The sequence below is a fragment of the Streptococcus rubneri genome (assembly GCF_004785935.1).
GTDB lineage: Bacteria > Bacillota > Bacilli > Lactobacillales > Streptococcaceae > Streptococcus > Streptococcus rubneri.
The window spans coordinates 132,593-152,229 of sequence record NZ_SRRP01000002.1 but is presented as its reverse complement, the minus strand read 5'-3'; the positions used below and the strand labels follow the sequence as shown (position 1 = coordinate 152,229).

At 36.3% G+C, this 19,637-nt stretch carries 20 protein-coding genes; 3 read left to right on the top strand and 17 right to left on the bottom strand.

Annotated elements, in window-relative coordinates; genetic code table 11:
• Positions 1-61: 61 nt before the first annotated feature.
• Positions 62-883 (top strand): Cof-type HAD-IIB family hydrolase, encoded by an 822-nt coding sequence (locus tag E5S68_RS08940; RefSeq protein WP_135783245.1) that lies wholly within the window; start codon positions 62-64, stop codon positions 881-883.
• Positions 884-1,153: 270 nt separating this feature from the next.
• Here the strand turns inward: E5S68_RS08940 and glmS are convergent, their stop codons facing one another.
• The 17 genes from glmS to E5S68_RS08850 all read right to left on the bottom strand — a co-directional run bounded on the left by glmS (position 1,154) and on the right by E5S68_RS08850 (position 18,886).
• Positions 1,154-2,962, bottom strand: coding sequence for a glutamine--fructose-6-phosphate transaminase (isomerizing) (gene glmS, locus E5S68_RS08930; RefSeq protein ID WP_135783244.1), 1,809 nt, complete (start codon positions 2,960-2,962; stop codon positions 1,154-1,156).
• A 260-nt stretch (positions 2,963-3,222) separates the two neighbouring features.
• Positions 3,223-3,810, bottom strand: coding sequence for a CylK protein (locus E5S68_RS08925; protein ID WP_229104828.1), 588 nt, complete (start codon positions 3,808-3,810; stop codon positions 3,223-3,225).
• Entirely contained in the window at positions 3,788-4,966 is a 1,179-nt protein-coding gene (locus E5S68_RS08920; RefSeq protein ID WP_135783243.1) for a glycosyltransferase, read from the bottom strand. The genes E5S68_RS08925 and E5S68_RS08920 overlap by 23 nt, the downstream gene beginning before the upstream one ends.
• A 35-nt stretch (positions 4,967-5,001) precedes the next feature.
• Complete coding sequence (locus tag E5S68_RS08915; RefSeq protein WP_135783242.1) at positions 5,002-7,194, bottom strand: beta-ketoacyl-[acyl-carrier-protein] synthase family protein; 2,193 nt, start codon at positions 7,192-7,194, stop codon at positions 5,002-5,004.
• A complete protein-coding gene (locus E5S68_RS08910) occupies positions 7,194-8,144 on the bottom strand; it encodes an aminomethyltransferase family protein (RefSeq protein ID WP_135783241.1) in 951 nt (316 codons plus the stop codon). The genes E5S68_RS08915 and E5S68_RS08910 overlap by 1 nt, the downstream gene beginning before the upstream one ends.
• Complete coding sequence (locus tag E5S68_RS08905; protein WP_135783240.1) at positions 8,128-10,137, bottom strand: cylE protein; 2,010 nt, start codon at positions 10,135-10,137, stop codon at positions 8,128-8,130. Before E5S68_RS08905 ends, E5S68_RS08910 begins: the two co-directional genes overlap by 17 nt.
• A complete protein-coding gene (locus E5S68_RS08900) occupies positions 10,134-11,012 on the bottom strand; it encodes an ABC transporter permease (protein WP_135783239.1) in 879 nt (292 codons plus the stop codon). Before E5S68_RS08900 ends, E5S68_RS08905 begins: the two co-directional genes overlap by 4 nt.
• On the bottom strand, positions 11,005-11,934 hold the full coding sequence (locus E5S68_RS08895) for an ABC transporter ATP-binding protein (RefSeq protein ID WP_135783238.1): 930 nt from the start codon (positions 11,932-11,934) through the stop codon (positions 11,005-11,007). Before E5S68_RS08895 ends, E5S68_RS08900 begins: the two co-directional genes overlap by 8 nt.
• On the bottom strand, positions 11,924-12,397 hold the full coding sequence (fabZ, locus tag E5S68_RS08890) for a 3-hydroxyacyl-ACP dehydratase FabZ (RefSeq protein ID WP_135783237.1): 474 nt from the start codon (positions 12,395-12,397) through the stop codon (positions 11,924-11,926). Before fabZ ends, E5S68_RS08895 begins: the two co-directional genes overlap by 11 nt.
• On the bottom strand, positions 12,387-12,689 hold the full coding sequence (locus E5S68_RS08885; RefSeq protein WP_135783236.1) for a phosphopantetheine-binding protein: 303 nt from the start codon (positions 12,687-12,689) through the stop codon (positions 12,387-12,389). The genes fabZ and E5S68_RS08885 overlap by 11 nt, the downstream gene beginning before the upstream one ends.
• Positions 12,682-13,404 (bottom strand): 3-oxoacyl-ACP reductase FabG, encoded by a 723-nt coding sequence (gene fabG / locus E5S68_RS08880; RefSeq protein ID WP_135783235.1) that lies wholly within the window; start codon positions 13,402-13,404, stop codon positions 12,682-12,684. Before fabG ends, E5S68_RS08885 begins: the two co-directional genes overlap by 8 nt.
• On the bottom strand, positions 13,401-14,249 hold the full coding sequence (locus E5S68_RS08875) for an ACP S-malonyltransferase (RefSeq protein ID WP_135783234.1): 849 nt from the start codon (positions 14,247-14,249) through the stop codon (positions 13,401-13,403). The genes fabG and E5S68_RS08875 overlap by 4 nt, the downstream gene beginning before the upstream one ends.
• Positions 14,246-14,554 carry a cylX protein gene (locus E5S68_RS08870; protein WP_135783233.1) on the bottom strand — a complete coding sequence of 103 codons (309 nt, stop codon included), beginning with the start codon at positions 14,552-14,554 and terminating at the stop codon, positions 14,246-14,248. Before E5S68_RS08870 ends, E5S68_RS08875 begins: the two co-directional genes overlap by 4 nt.
• Positions 14,555-14,571: 17 nt before the next feature.
• Entirely contained in the window at positions 14,572-14,775 is a 204-nt protein-coding gene (locus E5S68_RS08865; RefSeq protein WP_135783232.1) for a hypothetical protein, read from the bottom strand.
• A 794-nt stretch (positions 14,776-15,569) separates the two neighbouring features.
• On the bottom strand, positions 15,570-16,493 hold the full coding sequence (locus tag E5S68_RS08860; RefSeq protein ID WP_135783231.1) for a helix-turn-helix domain-containing protein: 924 nt from the start codon (positions 16,491-16,493) through the stop codon (positions 15,570-15,572).
• 179 nt (positions 16,494-16,672) lie between these two features.
• Positions 16,673-18,058, bottom strand: a complete 1,386-nt coding sequence (locus E5S68_RS08855) for a glycoside hydrolase family 1 protein (protein ID WP_167470858.1) — start codon at positions 18,056-18,058, stop codon at positions 16,673-16,675.
• Between the two features lie 135 nt (positions 18,059-18,193).
• Positions 18,194-18,886: a gamma-glutamyl-gamma-aminobutyrate hydrolase family protein gene (locus E5S68_RS08850; protein WP_135783229.1), complete on the bottom strand. Its 693-nt coding sequence runs from the start codon at positions 18,884-18,886 to the stop codon at positions 18,194-18,196.
• 167 nt (positions 18,887-19,053) lie between these two features.
• Between E5S68_RS08850 and E5S68_RS08845 the strand changes: the two genes are divergently transcribed.
• Positions 19,054-19,242, top strand: a complete 189-nt coding sequence (locus tag E5S68_RS08845) for a class IIb bacteriocin, lactobin A/cerein 7B family (RefSeq protein WP_135783228.1) — start codon at positions 19,054-19,056, stop codon at positions 19,240-19,242.
• Positions 19,243-19,456: 214 nt separating this feature from the next.
• Entirely contained in the window at positions 19,457-19,615 is a 159-nt protein-coding gene (locus E5S68_RS08840; protein WP_135783227.1) for a class IIb bacteriocin, lactobin A/cerein 7B family, read from the top strand.
• The last annotated feature ends 22 nt before the right edge of the window (positions 19,616-19,637 follow it).

Sequence of the window (19,637 nt, the reverse complement as noted above, 5' to 3'; positions counted from 1 at the left end):
AACTATACCTCTCCTTTTCATTCTCCTAAAATATGGTATACTAAAGAAAAAGGAGGTGCCTATGTCTTCCATTCGTTTAATTGTCAGTGATATTGACGGAACCATTCTGGACCAGCATCATCAGGTCGATCCCGCCCTTATCAAACTCATTCCCCAGCTCCAAGAAAAAAAGATTCCTTTTATCTTGGCATCGGCTCGCTCTCCTATCGGGATTGCTCCTATCGCAAGAAGTTTGGGCGTCCATCAGGAACCTATCGCTTGCTACAATGGGGCTCTCATCGTCAAGGGAGCAGAGATTTTATTTGAACACAGCCTGGACAAAGATGAGATCCGCACCTTCCTCCATCGTGTGGACGAACTAGATCCCAGCATTTCGATTAATTGTTATAGCGGGGCAGTCTGGTTCAACTCCAGAGAGGACCAGTGGACCCAAGTTGAGGCGGCTATTACGGGTGAAACTCCCCAGATACAACCACTTTCTCAGACCCTCTCTGATGATACTCTCCATCTACATAAATTGCTCTTGATTGGAGAGACTCAGAATATTCAAGAACTCTATCAGAAGCTGGATCCGCAAGAATTTCCACAGACTGCTTTTTATCTTTCAAAGGAAAACTACCTAGAAGTCACTGCCAAAGCCGTCTCAAAAAGAGATGCTGTCCTTGAACTGGCTACTTACTACCAAGTCCCCTTAGAACAGGTCATGACTATCGGAGACCACTTCAACGACCTCCCCATGATTCGTCTGGCTGGACTTGGAGTTGCCATGGGAAATGCTCCTGAAGCTGTCCAGAAGGAAGCTCAAGTTGTCACTACCAGCAACCAAGAACACGGTGTAGCGCAAGCTATCCAAGAGTATGTCTTACCACCATCAAACAAATAGCCCATGGAGCTCCTGCTTTCATGGGTTTTCTAACCCTTTCTTTTCTAACTCACTGTTTTTTAACCCGTTCTCTAATAAAAGAAAAAGAAGCTAGGACAAAAGTCCTAGCCTCTCAATTATCTTTGGATTGTCGAGCAAGACGCAGTGGTTGAGTGGGCTCTACTACGCTGATTTCATCAGCTTTTACAGCCCTACTCAACTGTGCGGAGGTGGGACGACGAAATCGAATTCTAACGAATTACCAATTTCTGTCCCACTCTCTTTTCATTTTTATTCTACTGTTACAGACTTAGCAAGGTTCCGTGGTTTGTCCACATCGAGGCCACGGTGGAGGGTTGCAAAGTAAGCGATCAATTGTGTTGGCACGACCATTGAGATTGGTGAGAGGTAAGGGTGTACGGTCGTAAGAACGATATCGTCTGTATCTTTGGCAACATTTTCTTCTGCGATGGTAAGAACCTTAGCGCCACGCGCTGCCACTTCTTGGATATTTCCACGAGTGTGGTTGGCAAGGACTGAGTCTGACAAGAGGGCTAAAACAGGTGTTCCATCCTCAATCAAAGCAATGGTTCCATGTTTAAGTTCTCCAGCCGCAAAACCTTCACATTGGATGTAAGAAATCTCTTTGAGCTTGAGACTGGCTTCCATGGCTACGTAGTAATCTTGACCGCGTCCGATGTAAAAGGCGTTGCGTGTTGTTTCAAGAAGGTCACGAACCTTGCTATCAATCAATTCTTTCTCTGAAAGGGTTGATTCGATAGACTGAGCCACGATAGACAACTCATGAACCAAGTCAAAGGCTTGCGCTTTAGCATTCCCATTTGCTTCACCAACCGCTTTTGCCAAGAAGGCAAGGGCTGCGATTTGGGCCGTATAAGCCTTGGTTGATGCTACAGCAATTTCAGGTCCTGCATGAAGAAGCATAGTATGATTGGCTTCACGAGAAAGAGTTGAACCTGGAACATTTGTCACTGTCAAGCTTGGGATTCCCATTTCATTAGCCTTAACCAAAACCTGACGGCTATCAGCTGTTTCACCAGACTGACTGATAAAGATGAAGAGTGGTTTCTGGCTGAGAAGTGGCATACCGTAACCCCACTCAGAGGAGATACCAAGTTCAACTGGTGTATCTGTCAATTCTTCCAACATCTTCTTAGAAGCAAACCCTGCGTGGTAAGAAGTTCCAGCCGCAAGAATGTAGATACGGTCAGCATCTTGAACAGCCTTGATGATGGCTGGGTCTACCACTACTTGACCAGCCTCATCTGTGTAAGCTTGGATCAACTTACGCATCACCGTTGGTTGCTCATCGATTTCCTTGAGCATGTAGTAAGGATAAGTTCCCTTACCGATATCTGATAAGTCAAGTTCAGCAGTATAGCTAGCACGCTCACGACGATTGCCATCATAGTCTTGAACTTGGACGCTATCAGCTTTCACAATTACCAACTCTTGGTCATGGATTTCCATATATTGGTTGGTTTCACGAATCATAGCCATAGCATCTGAGCAGACCATGTTGTAGCCATCTCCAAGACCAATCAAGAGTGGTGATTTATTCTTAGCTACATAGATGACATCTGGATTTTCAGAGTCAATCAAGGCAAAGGCATAAGAACCACGGATGATATGAAGGGCTTTTTTGAAGGCTTCAAGCACTGATAAGCCGTCTTCTTCCGCAAATTTTCCAATCAAATGTACGGCGATTTCTGTATCCGTTTGTCCTTTGAAATGGTGACCTGCAAGGTATTCTTCCTTAATTTCAAGATAGTTTTCAATCACCCCATTGTGGACCAAGACAAAACGTCCTGTCTCAGAGCGATGCGGGTGAGCATTGTCTTCTGTTGGTTTTCCGTGAGTCGCCCAACGAGTATGTCCAATCCCAGTTGCCCCCTCAACACCAGCAGTTTTAGCAGACAATTCTGCAATACGACCAACTGCTTTCACCAAATGGCTTTCAGCGCCACCTAGGACAAAAATCCCCGCAGAATCATAACCACGGTATTCGAGCTTTTCAAGTCCTTGAATCAAAATATCCGTTGCATTTGTATTTCCAACAACACCAACAATTCCACACATAGTTTTTACGACACAGACAAGCTGTGCTTTCTCCTTCTATAAAAATGAAAGAAAATAGGTATCCATTCTTGAGTTCCCTTATTTTCTTAGCCAATTTATAAAATTGGTCTAGTCTGATTTGATAGAAAAATCATCAGCGGAGTCAGTATACAATGCTTTTTTCTGTTTGTCAACCTTTAAAATCCCAGAAATTGGTCTAGTTAAGGAAGGCTTAAGAAAAAACCTATCAACATCTTGGTTGATAGGTTAGGATGATTGGCTTATTTTAAGATCGTCATTGATTCCAACTTATCTAAATGCGTATCCAATAATTTCATAAGCTTCACTTCATTTTTATTATTAAATGCATAACCACATATATAATTTTCCAAAGTGAAATAGTTAATATCATTGATTTTAGGTTGCTTATATTTGATTTCTTTTTCTAACCATTTTTGATAAAAACAATCTTTCAAGTTTTCTTTCTCCTCATTGGTTATTTTCAAGAATTTTCGATAAGTACTCTCAGGTCTATCTAAGCAGACTTCAATATCTACTCCAGTAACATCACAAATCGAGTATGTCAACACATGATAATCACCTGAATTTGAATAGCTGATATTACCTTCTGGCAACTCAATCAAATAACAACTTTTTTCAGAAAATGCCTTCTGAGAAATTTCCTCCGAATAGCCCAACAGCTTTAAACATCTGTAAACAAAGTAACTCCCTGATAACAACTTTATCTTTGTTTCACCCCTACTTGCCTGATGATATCTTGCAAGTCTGTCTCCAGATAAGATATTTTTGAGATTGAAATTTTTGTTTTTGTAAACAATGACATAATTATAGTTCTCTGTTTCTAACAAATTCCTCAATTTCAGCCTCCGCTTTCTTCAATGACCCTTCTGACTCACATTTAATATTACGACTTAATTCTACTATATTATCTTTGAACATGGAATAGTGCTGTTCAAAATAGTTCATAACTTCTTGAATATTTACACTATTTGGATCTTTAACTAAGTAAGCACAATTCTTTTCACTAAACTTCTTGAGATTCCAAAATTGTTCGTTGAAGAATGGAATACCAATAAAAGGAATACCCTGTGAAGCCATCGCATAGACTGTTCCTTGTCCTCCATGAATTATTGCGAAATAAATATCGTTTTCTAATGTTTCAAAATCAACAAAATTAACTACTTCAATATGAGGGCCTGGTAACTTAAGTTCTACTCCACAAGTTGTCAAAATATACTCATATTGTGTTGGTAAAGTCTCCAAAAATTTTTCTACCCACGATGGCTTAAAAGAGGTTCCAAAACTAAGTAGTATTTTTTTATTACCTAATCTAGAATAACTATAAAAATTAACTTTATCTATCAATATAGGTCCAACTGTCTTATAATTAGAATCTTCTTCAAAGTCATAGAACTCAGAATAATCAGCAACTAAATTTAGATCTCCAGTAAACATTTCAAAAGCATTTTTAAATGGGGTTCCACCATGCTTTTTAATATAATTATTCCATGTCTTAACGTTAGCAGAATAAGAAGTAATCATTTTCTTAACCGTTTTTTCCGACATTTGGCGATTTCCCAACTTTAATGTCCCTTTAGGTAAAATTACTTCTGCATTTTTAACAATTTCATTAATATGTGTAGCACCCGAAATAATCCAAATCAAAGGCGTATCTTCCAGACGACAACTAGTTATAATTGTTAATCGATATCCTGTTAGAACTGCATCAAAATGTTCTTCTTGTAATAGCTTTCTTTCAATTGAACAAATGTCCTCAATTTCTTCTTTTGATAAAAAGTTAAAATCTGTAGAAAGCGAGAAAAATGATTCATAACGTTCCCTATTATATATTGCTTCATCACCCAAACAATGATGGACAATATAAGAACCATTATCAAATAAAAATGGGTAATGACGTTCTCCAATAATATGAATTTCATGGCCTTGCTTAAACAAATGGTTAGCTAATTTAGATAGTCTTTGACTCTCTCCCAAATTTAGCATAAAAGGGGCAAATAGATATTTACTCGTAGTATCACCTATTTTTTAATCACTGCAAAGGAAATGCCACCAAACTTAGAATAGGAAATGGCTACATAATATCCTGATGATACATTGCTATTCACAATAAAATCTAATTCTTCTCCTGCCCCATTTGAAGAAAAATCAAATTGATTTTGACCAAGATTTGGTATTTGGTAACGTTCATATAATTGTTTCAAAAATTCGTAATTTAAACTATTCATTTTCTTACGTTCATTCCAAACACATCCTTTAATATCTTCTGGTGTTAACTTTAATTCTGACAAAAGTTGTTGAAATGACTGATTAAAAATAGAGGAAATCTCTGCAAGATTTTTGTCTTTATACTTAAGCTGTTTACTTCCTAGAATAATCGGATGCTTCTCCGTTGGCTGACAGGAAAGCACTTGAACTGAACAGTAATCCGCACCAATATATTCAGTGCTATCATAGCCAAATTGTTCCAAGCACATGAACCCCATATCTATCCATTGATTGGCAGAGACCAATAAAACATATTCTAACTGATTATTGCGCATCATTTCTTTAGCATATTGAATCCCATCAATTGCACCATTATTTGTAGAAATCACAGATAATGGTCCCTTAATCTTAAACATAATAGACAACATGCCGGCAGCAGCATTCATAACAGTAAAAGGAAATCTTGAAGCCGACACATAAGCATAACCATCTGTTGTAATTTGCTTTTCAATTCCTTCCACAACTTCCACAGGTCCAGATGGTGTCGTAAATAGTATTCCCACTTTACTTGTATCCAGCTTTTTAATGTTTAAACCACTATCCTCCAAAGCCTGAGCTGTCACAACCGAAACCAATTTAGAAAAGTTATCTAGTTTTCTATATTGAGCTGGGTTAATAGTTTTTGGTGGAGTTGCTCCTTTGAAGCGTAAAGATTTGAAATTATTAAAGGTACTGGATATCTCTTCATATTCTACTAGTGATTCTTTATCTCGTTGAATAGAACCGACGGATGATAAAATAGACATCTCTACATCATTCTCGGTTGGAAAAGTCTGTAATGGAGAATCTAATGAGGATAACAAAACCCCGCTATTATTCCCACCAAAAGCAAATGAGAAGTTTAATACATTTTTAATTCTATGTTTTCTCTTTTGATTGTAAACAAAATTTTCAGGAAAATCAGCGGTTCCAATTTCGTTCTTGGTAGCCGGGACTGTTTGTTCTTCAATTGCTGCAAGACAGTTAATTAATTCAATAATTCCAGCCGCGCCTAAAGTGTGACCCGTCTGTCCTTTGGTACTACTAATCAAAGTTGTAGGAGGGAACAGTTTAGTATACATATTCTTTTCCATCTTGTCATTAGCCTGAGTACCAGTCCCATGACCATTGATATAATCAATATCTTTGAAATCAATTCCAGCTTTTTCAACTAATTGCTTAGCGATTTGTGCCGCACCTTCTCCTGTTGGTTTAGGTGCTGTGATATGATAGGCATCTGACGTAATCATTCCTCCAATGATTTTACCATATTTAGCCTTCTCTTTATCTTTTACAAGTACAATAAATCCCGCTCCTTCTCCCAGGCTAATCCCCTTACCAGAAGAATACGGTTGACAAGACATATCAGTATTAATAGCTCCCAAAGACGTAAAACCTGCCAAAGAAATATCACTTAGTTCATCACATCCTCCGCAGATTGCTAGGTCGCAATCCCCATCCTGTAATAATTGAGTCCCTAAGATAACTGCGTTATTACTTGCAGAACATGCTGTTGAAATTACATATGATGAACCCACAATATTATGGTAAGCCATTAACTCATCCGCAATATGATGGACTGTCGTCTTTTCTAAGAGTTCCGATTCAACTTGATAATCCCCCGCTTCAAACCTATATAGTGCTTTTTGATCTGCAACTTTACCTCCAAGGGACGTACCTAAGCAGACCGCAATATTTTTATATTCATTTAGAGCTACACCTGAAGAGGCAAGCGCCTCCTCAAATGCTTTAAATGCAAATTTAAAGTTGCGCGTTTCATCTTCATATTGACTTGGAACCTCAAGTTCATATTGAACTTTTCCCGTATATGAATCTAAAACGAAACCATGATTTTCATAGGAATTTTTAGTGATTCCTTTTTCTAATTTAAAGAGATTTGTTTTATGTTCCTGGTAATTTTTTCCAAGAGCCGATACAACTCCTACTCCACTAACATATACACTCATTATTTATTCCAACTTTCTGGGATTTGATATGGACTAGATAGGGTCTGCAACACAACCTCATTATCCGTTACAAATGAGACTCCTGCATGGGCAAAGTTTTTATCAACAATCATTAATCCTAGATAAGAATCTAACGAACCTTTTTGATCTGCTGTCCAGCATACTTTACCTACAATTTCATCATCAAATATTACTGATGCCCCAGGTACGACTTTATCACTGGTTTTAAATCCAACGCTCTTTAAGTTTGTCAATTCAATACTGCTTAATAGGGCTTCGCGACCTTTAAACTCATCTTTTGTAAAGTCTAAATTCCAAGAATAACCTAACTCATAAAGTGAATAATCTTCCTGTTGATAAATTACTTCAATGGGTTGCCCAACTTCAAACCGTAGATAATTGTCCAATTCATTACTATATTCAGAAATTCCATCCAACATTTCTTTTTCAAATTGTTGCATCGCATGTTCAGGCAAAAAGAATTGATATCCAAACTCTCCTGTGAAGCCAAAGCGTGCAAGATAACCTTCCTGACCTTCATAGGACATTTCAACGATCCCTCGGAAATTAAGCGTGGAAATGTCATACTCATAAAATTGTTGAGCAATTTCTCCAGCCTGTTTTCCTTCTAGTTGCAGCATTTTATACTGAGAAGAAATTTCTGTCAAAGTAAAATTGTATTCAGAACCTTCAAGATACGTTTCGAGTTCTTTGTGACTTGCAAGCCAATATTTATCATCAAACTTATAGAATGAAACTTCATCATAGACTGTACCATCTTCGTTCAGCAAGAAAGTATAACCACATGTATCTGTATCCATAAATACGATATTTTTTGGTAGAACAGTATCTAACACTTCTTCATACTCTTCACCCGCAACCTCATAAAGGAATCCTTCATAAAGTTTATACGCCTTATCTGTTCGCAATGTATTATAAATTGTATTCATTTTTTTCACTCTTTCTATATTCTGTAATACTCACATTACTTGTGTGAGATGACTTCGTAGTAAAAATACACCTTATTTTTAATTTATTATTTTCTTTATAAGAATAAAATATACCATCTTCTGCTTCAAATCGTAGGTATCTATCTTGTTTTATATCGTACACCAGTAAGCTTTGTCTATTCTCCAAGACATATGACTTATTTTCATAGGTCATTCTCCCAATAGATCGAACTTGTTCTATTTCTCCTTGAACCTTATAATCAAACGAGATAGAATGTAAATCACTGTCCGCTAAAAAATTTCGATCCGGTATTACAATTTGATTACAGGATAAAATTAAATTGTTCGTTGAGTATTTTTTTCGATTCGCAATAGAACGCTTTAAACCATAATTATGCTCTTCTTCTATACGAATATCGTAGATTTGCTTCAATAAGTCATTTGTCGTCATTTTATAAATAGGATCTTCATGTAGATTGTACTTTAAACCTAAGCTATCTTTTTCAAAACAAACATGTGAAATTGAAAATTGATAGGTCAAATTATTCAGATCATCTTTTTCCAATAACGACAAAGGCCTGAACTGCATTTGATTACTCGCTTTTCCTATCGGAGTATATTGGACTTTTTTTCTCTCATCTGGAACATAGTAATTAAATATCTTATTTTTAAAATCCTCTGCTCTAACAAAATCATCATGTTCTACAGGATAGCTACCTGGTTTATATGGCAGATAATTCTCTCCGTCCTTAATTAAGTATTCTTGGCAATGGATTTTAAATCCTTGTTTGATAAGATTTGGAAATAGTCTTTGTGCTTTTCTATTAAAATCATACGAACAAATCACTTTTTCATTACTTACAATAGCAATGTTCTTCTGGATAGAGGCACCTTTATAGAGGAGAGTGATTATAATTTTGTCTTTCTCTTCTTTTACTAATATATGAGCCTCTGATGGTCTACTAAATAGTAAAAAGCTATCCTCAAAAATTTTTCGCCCTTGTTTGCTAAAAATTAAGTTACCTTCAGAAGAAACGGATAAATCATATCCTTGAAAAGTCTGAGAAAGAGGTACATTATCAGGTGAAACATCGATATCTGTCCTCTCCAATTGCACATCAATATTTCCATTTGTAGTAACAACAACAGCTTGTACTCTGCTTTTATTATCTTTTTTCAACCGAATACTTGAATTCTCTTTGGTTAAAGTTGAAAATCTAAATTTTCCAAGCTTCACTCGTACTTTCTTCACTTCATCTGACAGAAACTTCACTTGTAAAATATGGTGTCCATCTATTTCTACAATTTCAATTTGAAATAAATCTAACTTTAAAGAATAGGGCAGATTTGCATTATCTTGTACTTTATAAATGATTTCTTCTTCCGAAATTGTTGTCCTAATTCGTGTTTCTTTTTTTTGGGTATCTTCAAGCTCTTCCAATATTCGAAAAGTTGATAAATCATAGTCTTTTCCATGATAGTCTGATATCCTAAATGTATTCATAATCTTAGGCAAATTACTTCTTAAAGAACGATAATGCAACATATCCTCATAAGTACCATGATACTCTGTAAAACCATTCAACTTTGATAAAGCTAAAGAAGGTTTATTATACTTACTAATTTCTGTATATAGATTTGCAAAACCCAAATGTGTCATTGTCTCTAAAATTGTTTTATACAGATAAGTTATTGCCTGACCACTACGATTTTCAGAATCAATTAGAAGATATCCACTAAAGCTACTATCTTGATTTAAACATCCATGAGTAATAAATTTAAAAAAACCTATTGTTCCAATGAGTTTATTATTTTCCTTTAATAAAAATAAATTTGTGACTTCCTTAATTTTCATGGTTAAATCTAAGTCTAATGGGGTTAATGGAATCTTATTTGAGAACTGGTAAACTTGATTTTTATTAAACAAACCAATTACTTCCTGATAATCCTCAGGAGCTACTTCAGAAATCATTAATTTATTATTATCTTTCATTTTTTTACCTTTTTAATAATAAAATGAACTCCTAGTAAAACAACTATGATGATAGAAATATAGGCAAACATGAACTGATTCGATAAATGTTCACCACTAGGATTCTGCAAGATTACTCCATAAGACTCTTTGTAATTAGTTACTATTGAAGTTGGTGCTTTATCAAAGACTTTATTGATTGAATCTTTCATCAAAATCTGTTTTAGTAGTGCATTTACCTGTGTTAGAGGGAACCAGGTCATGACCTGTTGCAAGCTTTCTCCTACAGAACCAATAGAAAGATAAACACCTGAAATGAATCCAATAAAGGTTCCAACAATTGTACTCAAAGTTGTAAATGCTGAACTGGTTCGAATAAAAGCTAAAATTGGAAGAATAATTGTTGCAGCTAGTACAGTTCCCATTGAGACAATTCCCAAAATAGATAAGTAGTCCGTCGTTGAAAAGTCAAGAAGAGAACTGAATCCATTAAAAATACCAATTGCAAAGATACAAGAGAACATGGTCATAATAATCCCAAATAAAATCGCAAAGATCGCATACGATAGTTCAATTTTAAAGTTAGAAACTGGGCTGACTTTAAAATCCTCGCTCAATTTCTTTTCTTTATCTAATACCATCACTCCAAATGCACCAAGAGTACTCGTCATTGAAATAATGGTCGTTAAACCTGAGATTAACCAATAATTGACCATCTGGATGGTATCCGTAGATGCGGTATCACTATTTAAAGCCTCTTTAATAGCATCAATCTGAATTTGTCCTAAGAAGATTTGATAGACTAAGATTAAGATAATCACCGATAAAAAGGACATAAAGAAAGCTAATCGATCTCGTGTATAGACTTTCCGATTTCTAGAAATTAATTCAAGCATTCACTTCTCCTCCTTTAGATTTTAGTAAGTTCAAATAAGCTGCTTCTAAATTTGAATATTCTACATTAAATGTTTCAATAATTGATTTTCCTTGATTTTCTGCAATAATTTCCATCATCTCTTCAACTGAAACATCCTTAAATACGACTTCTGCCTCAGAAAGGATCTGACACTTATTAACAAACTTAGAGACAGACAATGATTTCAGTGATGTTCCTGGTTTTAAAGTGAGATTCAGGTTAGTGGTTGAATGCTGTTTAATAAAATTGGCAATATCTCCTGAATAATACAGGTTCCCTTCAATTAAAACATTTAAAATATCACAAGCAGCCATCTCTTCTAAATAATGTGTAATAAGAACGACTGTCATATTATCTTTTTTGTTCAACTGATTGATTGCTTCCCATAAATCATGACGAGATTGTGGATCTAAACCAGTTGTTGGCTCATCTAGCAACAGCAAAGACGGTTGTGGCAATAAAGCTCGGGCAATATCTACTTTCCGTTTTTGGCCCCCTGATAAACTACCATATTTTTTCTTTTTAAGAGTGGCAACATCCAAATAGGATTGCAAATCTGTAATACGCTTTTGTACTTGTGATTTTGATAATCCATACAAGGCTCCTCGAGAAATCAAGTTTTCCTCTACCGTTAAGTTATCATCTAAACGATTACTTTGAAATACAATACCGATATGTCGATAAAAATCTTTAGTTGATATTTTTTTTCCATTTACGTCCCAAGAAATTTCTCCTGAACTTGGCTTAAAATTTTTAATTAATAAATTAAAAAGCGTTGTTTTTCCAGCTCCATTTGGTCCAAGGAGTCCATAAAATTTACCTTCCTCAAGAACTAAATCAATTCCTTTCAAAGCCTCAAAGGAACCATAGCTTTTCTTTACATTGTGTAATCTAATTTCCATTTTCTGACACCAACATCCTTCCTGAAGCCACTTCTTTATTTTTCTCATTTCGAATAACCACATGGATTTCTAAAAGTTGTCCTAGTTTTGATTGCGACTTGCAAATAATTTTTAACTGATCACCTGGGGTAACTATTTGTTTAAACTTAAAATTTTTCACACTTGCTAAATATCCAACTTTTTCAGCGATATTTTCCGATGTAAATAATTCAGAAGTCATAACTTCACTTCCTAATGAATCAAGAATATAAAGTAAAGCTGCAGACTGTGCCGCCATCTCAATCATTAATACTCCCGGAACAATTGGTCGGCCCGGAAAATGCCCCTGGAAATATGGTTCATTAATTGTGATATTTTTACGACATTCAATCAAGCCTTTCTTGTAACTTTGTACTCCATCTACCAATAAAAATGGATATCGATGAGGCAACATTTTAATAATATCTTCAATTTTAATCTTCATTGATAAATTCCTCACTATTCTCAATCACAAAGTCTGCTAGTTTGTTGACAGACGACAACACTGCCATATCATCATCATTTAATTCCACGCCAAACGTTGTTGAAATACCAATAGAAAGTTCTAAAGCATCAATAGAATCTAATTCTAATCCTCGTCCAAACAAAGGCTGATCATTCATAATCAATTCTTTATCAATATCTAACATTAAAGAATCAATCAAAATTTCTTTAATCTCATTTACTACTTCTTGGCGTGTTTTAATCACCTTACGTTCTTCGTTCCAATTAATCATTAATCATTCCTCCATCAATTACAATATTTTTTCCTGTGATATAATTTGCTTTATCGCTAGCTAAAAATGCTACTAACCATCCTACTTCCTCAGGTCGACCAAATCTCTTCAAAGGGATCACATGCTCTTTGATTTCCTCTTTATTTCGCAATTCACTAGTCATATCAGTTTCAATAAAACCAGGGCTTACACAATTAATATTAATTTGATCTTGTGCAAACTCTTTTGCCAAAGTTTTTGTCACCGCAACAATAGCTCCTTTTGTTGCTGAATAATTAGCCTGTCCAACTTGTCCAGCAACTCCACTTGTCGAAGAGATATTAATAATTTTTCCATGGATATGCTTTGCTTTCATAATTTTAAGAACTGCTTTACTCATGTTAACCAATCCCATTAGATTAATATTTACAACATCCATCCATTTTTCTTCTGACATCATCAGGAAATAACCATCTCGAATAATTCCAGCATTATTTACTAAACAATCAATTCGACCATAGGTACGGTATATTTTGCTCACCATTCGTTGAACAGCTTTTGAATCTGAAATGTCACACTTACAGACATCTAAACCGGGTAACTGTTGAGTTAATTCAAGCGCTTTAGCATCATTACTATTATATACAGCTATTACTTGATATCCTTCATTATATAGTTCCTCAGTTATTGACTTTCCAATACCCCGAGTCCCTCCAGTAACAATTGCAACTTTCATCCAAATTCCTTCTCTCTTTTTCTCAATTTTTGCATCTGTTTTGTAATAAATTTATTTGGTGATACGTCTTTAATTTCTTTGCTTTTTCTTGAAATTTTCTCCATAATTCCTTTCCAATTGAAAGTATTATTCCATTGATACAAAAGTTCTTCATTCAGATTTTCACAATGAAAAATATATTCATAAGAATCATTTTGTACGATATTTAATTCCTCTACTAACTTTGCATATTGATCAAGGAATGGATTTAAAAATTCCGTATGATATGGTGCTTTTACACCTAATTTTCTTAGTTTATAAAATTGTTTTTCCGAAGTAGCAATACTCTCCAAAAGATCACTATCTTCCTCATTCATTGCAATCACACCTGAGTTCTCATCAGTCATAATAGCCAATTTTACTTTTTTATAACACTGATCTAGTACTTTTTGGTAAAAATCATCTAAATTTTCAGTCATTAATAACCAAAGTTCTTCCTTACATTGTAAATCTTTAATCAGTTGAGCCCGTTTCTTGATAAAATACACAATATCTGGAAAACTTGCACTTCCACTAGCTAATAATACATTAAAAATACCTGCACTATGAGCAGAAAATATAGTACCTGGTACTAATTCTTCATAATTTGTTGACCATTCATTATAAAGAAAGTTCGCAAGCATCGATGCATGAACATCATTTAGTTCTACTGTTTTACTTAAAATTCCCTGCATCAACATATAGGAATCTTCATCATTTTTTTTCAAGCTCAATAAGATTTTCTGACCTTTTTCTGTTTTTATCATCTGATATAGATGCTTCAACTGGACATTTCCTTGCCCACCATATATAACTACTGAAGTCATATCTCCATCCTTTCCATCAATAATATCGGTTTATTGTAATCGACAATGCTTCCATTTTTGCAATAGGTTTTTACAACTCTCACATCTCCAAAGCAACTATATTCATACGAGATCCCTAAAAATAAAACCTTCAACAAGATATCACCTTTATGGTAGACTCCTCCTTCAACAAGTTCATCAGAATACTCTATTCTTCCGACTAAATACGTTGACAATAAATTTCGATTTTTAATTCGCGTATCGTACAAACCATACTGTTCATCAGAAAGCTTCTCGTTTTTGCATAAAATATTTGATTGTACCATATACATGCCTCAAGATTTTATTGTTGTTCTTTTATCACTATTTGTGCATTTTCATGAATCGTTCCCAATAAAATCTGCTTTTCACTTTTACTACTAATCATTGTTAATGTTATTAATCCCCCATCTACCCATACAGATACCAATCGATCCTTCTCGGTTGGATTTTTTAAAGTGAGATAAGAGACTTGTTCTGATTTTTTTTCAATACTACTTTCAATCACCTTATCCACCACCTAAAAAACTTATTTTTGACATTGCTTCTTCCTTTCTCCTACTGTGTTAGCAGCATAACTTATTTCTAGACTTTAGCGTGAGGACATTTATGTCCAAATTATTATTTCCAAAATGTGAATAAACTGAGAAAATAAAACATTGTTTCTTCCTTTCTTCTGCTGTATTAGCAGTATATCTAATTTCTATAACTTAGCGTGAGGACATTCATGTCTAAAAATCTATTTCCAAAATGTGAATAAACTGAGAAAATAAAACATTGTTTCTTCCTTTCTTCTACTGTGTTAGCAGTATATCTAATTTCTATAACTTAGCGTGAGGACATTCATGTCTAAAAATCTATTTCCAAAATGTGAATAAACTGAGAAAATAAAACATTGTTTCTTCCTTTCTTCTACTGTGTTAGCAGTATATCTAATTTCTATAACTTAGCGTGAGGACATTCATGTCTAAAAATCTATTTTCAAAAAATGAATAAGCTTAGAAAATAAAAACATATTTCTTCCTTTCCTCCACTGTGTTAGCAGTATATCTAATTTCCATAACTTAGCGTGAGGACATTCATGTCTAAAAATCTATTTCCAAAATGTGAATAAACTTAGAAAATAAATCATTGTTTCTTCCTTTCTTCTACTGTGTTAGCAGTATATCTAATTTCTATAACTTAGCGTGAGGACATTCATGTCCAAGTCAAACTATTATTTTAAACAACAAAAAAACTCTGTGAAGTATATCACAGAGTTTTTTTTGTGAAAGAGATTCGAACTAAAATTAATCACTCTTTTTAAACATCAGTAAAATTAATTCCCTTTTTCCCGAGATCTTCTAGCCATTCTTCTTTCATATTTCTCATCACTAAATCCTCAGATAATAAATCTGCCATCAAACATACTTTTTGATAATCATTTTTTGCTTTTTCTAGGTCATCTTCTATAAATAAAGCAACTTTCCAATTTAAAGCATAAACAAAAATATTATCCTGAAAATCATGTCTCTTTGTCATAATATCATTTAAGGCTTTAACAATGTCAGGCAACATCTCATATATCCCATAATGAGCTAACACACCTGCAGCCGAAATAATAGTATTTTGTACCTTTTCAAGTTCTGACAAAGGAAAATAACCTGCAGCTAACATTACTTTACCCAGTAAATCAATAAACTCTTCCTGATTAAATTCTCCTAACGCTAAGGAAAGCAAGCGCAATTGAATAATCTCCACATCATTGAGACTTAATTCTTTTTTCTTCATTGCCTGCTCTAAATATTCATCTAACAAACCTTGATCAAAAGAAGGATCTTTAGCCCCGATCATGTCAACAGTGGCCTGAGCAACCTGAACAGATAGCTGTTCCTCTTCTGGCAAACTTTCAAAATAGTTTTCATAAATTTCCTCAATAATTTCTTCATGCAAATGAAGACGATCTTGATCTCCATAATGGTATAAAGTTCGTAATTGATATTTCAGATTAATATATTCAGAAGGTAATTCCAAACTATTATTATTAGCTAGGACATCTAGAGACACATCTAGCTTATCAGCAATGTACTTTGCTGTTGCAATCGTAGGCAAAGACTGACCTTTCTCAATCCTCTGAAGTTGGCGAGTTGTCAACACATCTTCCAAGTCACAGATTGCTTGTCTACTTAACCCCTTGCTTTCACGGAGAGTTTGAATTCTTTGTCCCAATTCTGTCTTGAAATCCACTTTTCAATCTCCTTCTTTCAGAAATATTGGTGCTATTATAGCATATTTTGAGATTCAAAGTTTAATCTTTAAAAAATGTTACCGAAACGTAACAAGACCTTCATATTACAGTAATGATATTTATCGATTCAATTCATAACAGTAAACCTACCAACATTTTTGTTGATAGGTCTACTTACTTACTCTTCAAATCCATTCTGCTGGCTCAACTCACGGAACCAATGGCCTGATTTCTTCAGGCGTCTTTCTTGAGTGGCTAGGTCTAATTCGACAAGACCGTAGCGGTTTTTATATCCGTTGAGCCAAGACCAGCAGTCAATAAAGGTCCACATGAGGTAACCCTTACAGTTGGCCCCTTCTTGGATAGCCCGATGCAACTCACGCAGGTGGTCTTTGACGAAGTCAATCCGGTAGTCATCTTGGATTTCCCCGTTTTGGCGGAATTTTTCTTCCCCTTCAACTCCCATTCCATTCTCTGTTAGGAGCCACTCGATGTTGCCGTAATTTTCCTTGATATTTTGAGCGATGTCATACAAGCCCTGCTCATAGATTTCCCAGCCTCTATGTGGATTGATCTTTCTTCCTGGCATGACATAGGGTTCGTAGAATTGCTCAACCAGCATAGGAGACTCTGGGTTTGGCGCATATCGAGGCGCAGAGACCCGCATGGGTTGGTAATAGTTGACTCCTAGGAAGTCAACTGTATGTTCTTTGATCAGCTCTAAGTCACTTGGGTCTACCTCTGGTAAAAGATTTCGCTCCCGCAAAATCTCTACCAACTCTGGTGGGTAGGTTCCAAGCACAGACGGATCGAGAAAAGACTTGGCTTGGAAGAGTTCAGCAATTCGTGCCGCCTTGACATCTGCTGGATGTTGACTCCGCGGATAGGCTGGTGTCAAGTTCAATACCACTCCGATTCGGTAGCTTGGATCCACCTCATGGCAGACCTGAACCGCAAGGCTGCTTGCCAACTGGGTGTGGTAGGCGACTTTGACGGCTGCAGCGGCATCCACCTTATGTGGGTAATGAGCATCATAAAAATAACCAAATTCTACAGGGACAATGGGTTCATTAAAGGTGATCCACTGATCGACTAAGTCCCCATAGGTTTCAAAGCAGAAACGAGCATAGTCGCGATAGGCGTAGACCGTCTCCTTGTTCTCCCACCCGTCTCCTTGCTCTTGCAAGGCAAAAGGAAGGTCAAAGTGATAGAGGTTGACCATCAAATGAATGCCCTTGGACTTGATACGCTCAAATACTTGGCGGTAAAAGGCCACACCTGCTGGATTGGCTTCTCCACGACCCTCAGGGAAAATCCGAGACCATTGGATAGAAGTCCGAAAGGCAGTATGCCCGGTCTCGACTAGAAGCTCAATGTCTTCTTCCCAATTTTCATAGAAGGTCGACGTTAAGCCAGGTCCTTCTTGGAAACGAAAGCGATGAGGCTCTACTTGATACCAGTAGTCCCAGAGGTTGTCACCCTTGCCATCTCCGGCAAAGCGCCCTTCTGTCTGTGGGCCAGATGTCGATGTCCCCCATAAAAAATCGTGTGGAAAGTTAATCATGTGTTTATCCTCTCTCATTGTCTTCCTCTCTATTATACTCCCTTTCAGCCCTCTTCCTAGAGACTATTTTCAGTCATTTTTACGCAGATTATAGAAAAAACACGCTAGCCCGATTTCTAACGTGTTTTGTTTCTATCATAGTTGGTTGACAACATAATCAAAGAGAGCCTTGTCTCCTTCACTTATCTGATAACGCAGTTCTGGATGCCACTGCACCCCTAGAAAGGCTGTCCCGTGGGATGATTGCACCGCTTCGATGATCTGATCTTCAGGGCTAAGAGCAATCACTTCTAGATGAGGGGCTAAATCCTTGATACTCTGATGGTGGTAGGAATTGATCTGACCAACTTCCCCGAACAGGTCTCGCAAAACGGTCCCTTTAACAGTTTCGATCGTATGACTAGCTTCGCTGGCAGGATTTTCTTGCCAGTGGTGGTCGATATCTTGGTAAAGTGTCCCCCCCATAGCTACATTGTAGAGTTGCATGCCTCGGCAAACCGTAAAGATGGGCTTCTTAGCGGCTACTGCTTCCTTGATCAAGGCCAATTCAAAAAGGTCGCGCTCAAGCAAGTAATCGTCACTAACAATTTCCTTTTCTGCTCCATAAAACTGAGGAGAGACATGCTGACCACCTGTGATAATCAACTTATCAATCAAGGAAATATAGTGCCCAGCCGTTACCGGGTCTCCAATCGGAAGGATCAGAGGGATGCCCCCTGCTTCTTGAACCCCTTGGACAAAGCCTGTCGGTGTGTAACTGAGGTACATTCCTTCCTCTTCACGAAAAGGGCGTTGGTTGCCCGTTATCCCAATCACTGGTTTCTTCATCGCTCATTCTCCAATCTCTTCATAGCTAATATAGTTCCTTATTTTATCACACTCCGAAGGTGACTTTCAACTTTTTTCATGATTTTTCAAATAAGGAGAAGTTTTCTAGAATTTTTACGAATAGTATAGATGAAGAAGAAATTTTCTTCAAAGAAAGGATAAGATAGATGAACACAATTTCTATTCATTCTGATGACATCCTATCAGATCATGAACTAGCCACTATTCAAGGTGGATTTATCCCAGCTGTAATCGCAGGGGTAGCTACATGGAAAATTGCCACAGCTGCTGTCGGTAGTGTAGGACTCGTTTTTGCTGCTGGAGCAGGCCTAGGATATCTAGCCAACCGTCCTTAGGTAAGAACGATGAAAAATAAACGCATATTCCACATCATCACGATATCTACTGTACTTTTGTCTAGAATCTTTTTAGCAGTTCTACAAATCCTACACGACCTTCACTATCTCACACTCCCTTTTGAAACTTACGGAGTGAGTGACTTACTTTCTGGGATTCTTGTTATTTGGATCCTCATCATTGCATATCGGGGAATCAGAAAGGAGAAAAGCAATGAACAATTTACAACTTTTAACAACTGAAGAATTAGAAAACACCAAGGGCGGTGCTGCCCTAGCTGAAATCGTTGCGATTTCAGGAGTTGCAAACTTTTTTGTATCCGTCTTTAATGCAGGATATAAATTCGGAGCTAACTTGGCCCGACGCTATTAATATAAAAAAAACAGTTGAAAAA

What these genes read in the sequence shown, in the direction of transcription:
- E5S68_RS08940 (WP_135783245.1), top strand. Translation starts at nt 62, where the DNA reads ATGTCTTCCATTCGTTTAATTGTCAGTGATATTGACGGAACCATTCTG.
- glmS (WP_135783244.1), bottom strand. Translation starts at nt 2,962, where the DNA reads ATGTGTGGAATTGTTGGTGTTGTTGGAAATACAAATGCAACGGATATT.
- E5S68_RS08920 (WP_135783243.1), bottom strand. Translation starts at nt 4,966, where the DNA reads ATGCTAAATTTGGGAGAGAGTCAAAGACTATCTAAATTAGCTAACCAT.
- E5S68_RS08915 (WP_135783242.1), bottom strand. Translation starts at nt 7,194, where the DNA reads ATGAGTGTATATGTTAGTGGAGTAGGAGTTGTATCGGCTCTTGGAAAA.
- E5S68_RS08910 (WP_135783241.1), bottom strand. Translation starts at nt 8,144, where the DNA reads ATGAATACAATTTATAATACATTGCGAACAGATAAGGCGTATAAACTT.
- E5S68_RS08905 (WP_135783240.1), bottom strand. Translation starts at nt 10,137, where the DNA reads ATGAAAGATAATAATAAATTAATGATTTCTGAAGTAGCTCCTGAGGAT.
- E5S68_RS08900 (WP_135783239.1), bottom strand. Translation starts at nt 11,012, where the DNA reads ATGCTTGAATTAATTTCTAGAAATCGGAAAGTCTATACACGAGATCGA.
- E5S68_RS08895 (WP_135783238.1), bottom strand. Translation starts at nt 11,934, where the DNA reads ATGGAAATTAGATTACACAATGTAAAGAAAAGCTATGGTTCCTTTGAG.
- fabZ (WP_135783237.1), bottom strand. Translation starts at nt 12,397, where the DNA reads ATGAAGATTAAAATTGAAGATATTATTAAAATGTTGCCTCATCGATAT.
- E5S68_RS08885 (WP_135783236.1), bottom strand. Translation starts at nt 12,689, where the DNA reads ATGATTAATTGGAACGAAGAACGTAAGGTGATTAAAACACGCCAAGAA.
- fabG (WP_135783235.1), bottom strand. Translation starts at nt 13,404, where the DNA reads ATGAAAGTTGCAATTGTTACTGGAGGGACTCGGGGTATTGGAAAGTCA.
- E5S68_RS08875 (WP_135783234.1), bottom strand. Translation starts at nt 14,249, where the DNA reads ATGACTTCAGTAGTTATATATGGTGGGCAAGGAAATGTCCAGTTGAAG.
- E5S68_RS08870 (WP_135783233.1), bottom strand. Translation starts at nt 14,554, where the DNA reads ATGGTACAATCAAATATTTTATGCAAAAACGAGAAGCTTTCTGATGAA.
- E5S68_RS08855 (WP_167470858.1), bottom strand. Translation starts at nt 18,058, where the DNA reads ATGATTAACTTTCCACACGATTTTTTATGGGGGACATCGACATCTGGC.
- E5S68_RS08850 (WP_135783229.1), bottom strand. Translation starts at nt 18,886, where the DNA reads ATGAAGAAACCAGTGATTGGGATAACGGGCAACCAACGCCCTTTTCGT.
- E5S68_RS08845 (WP_135783228.1), top strand. Translation starts at nt 19,054, where the DNA reads ATGAACACAATTTCTATTCATTCTGATGACATCCTATCAGATCATGAA.
- E5S68_RS08840 (WP_135783227.1), top strand. Translation starts at nt 19,457, where the DNA reads ATGAACAATTTACAACTTTTAACAACTGAAGAATTAGAAAACACCAAG.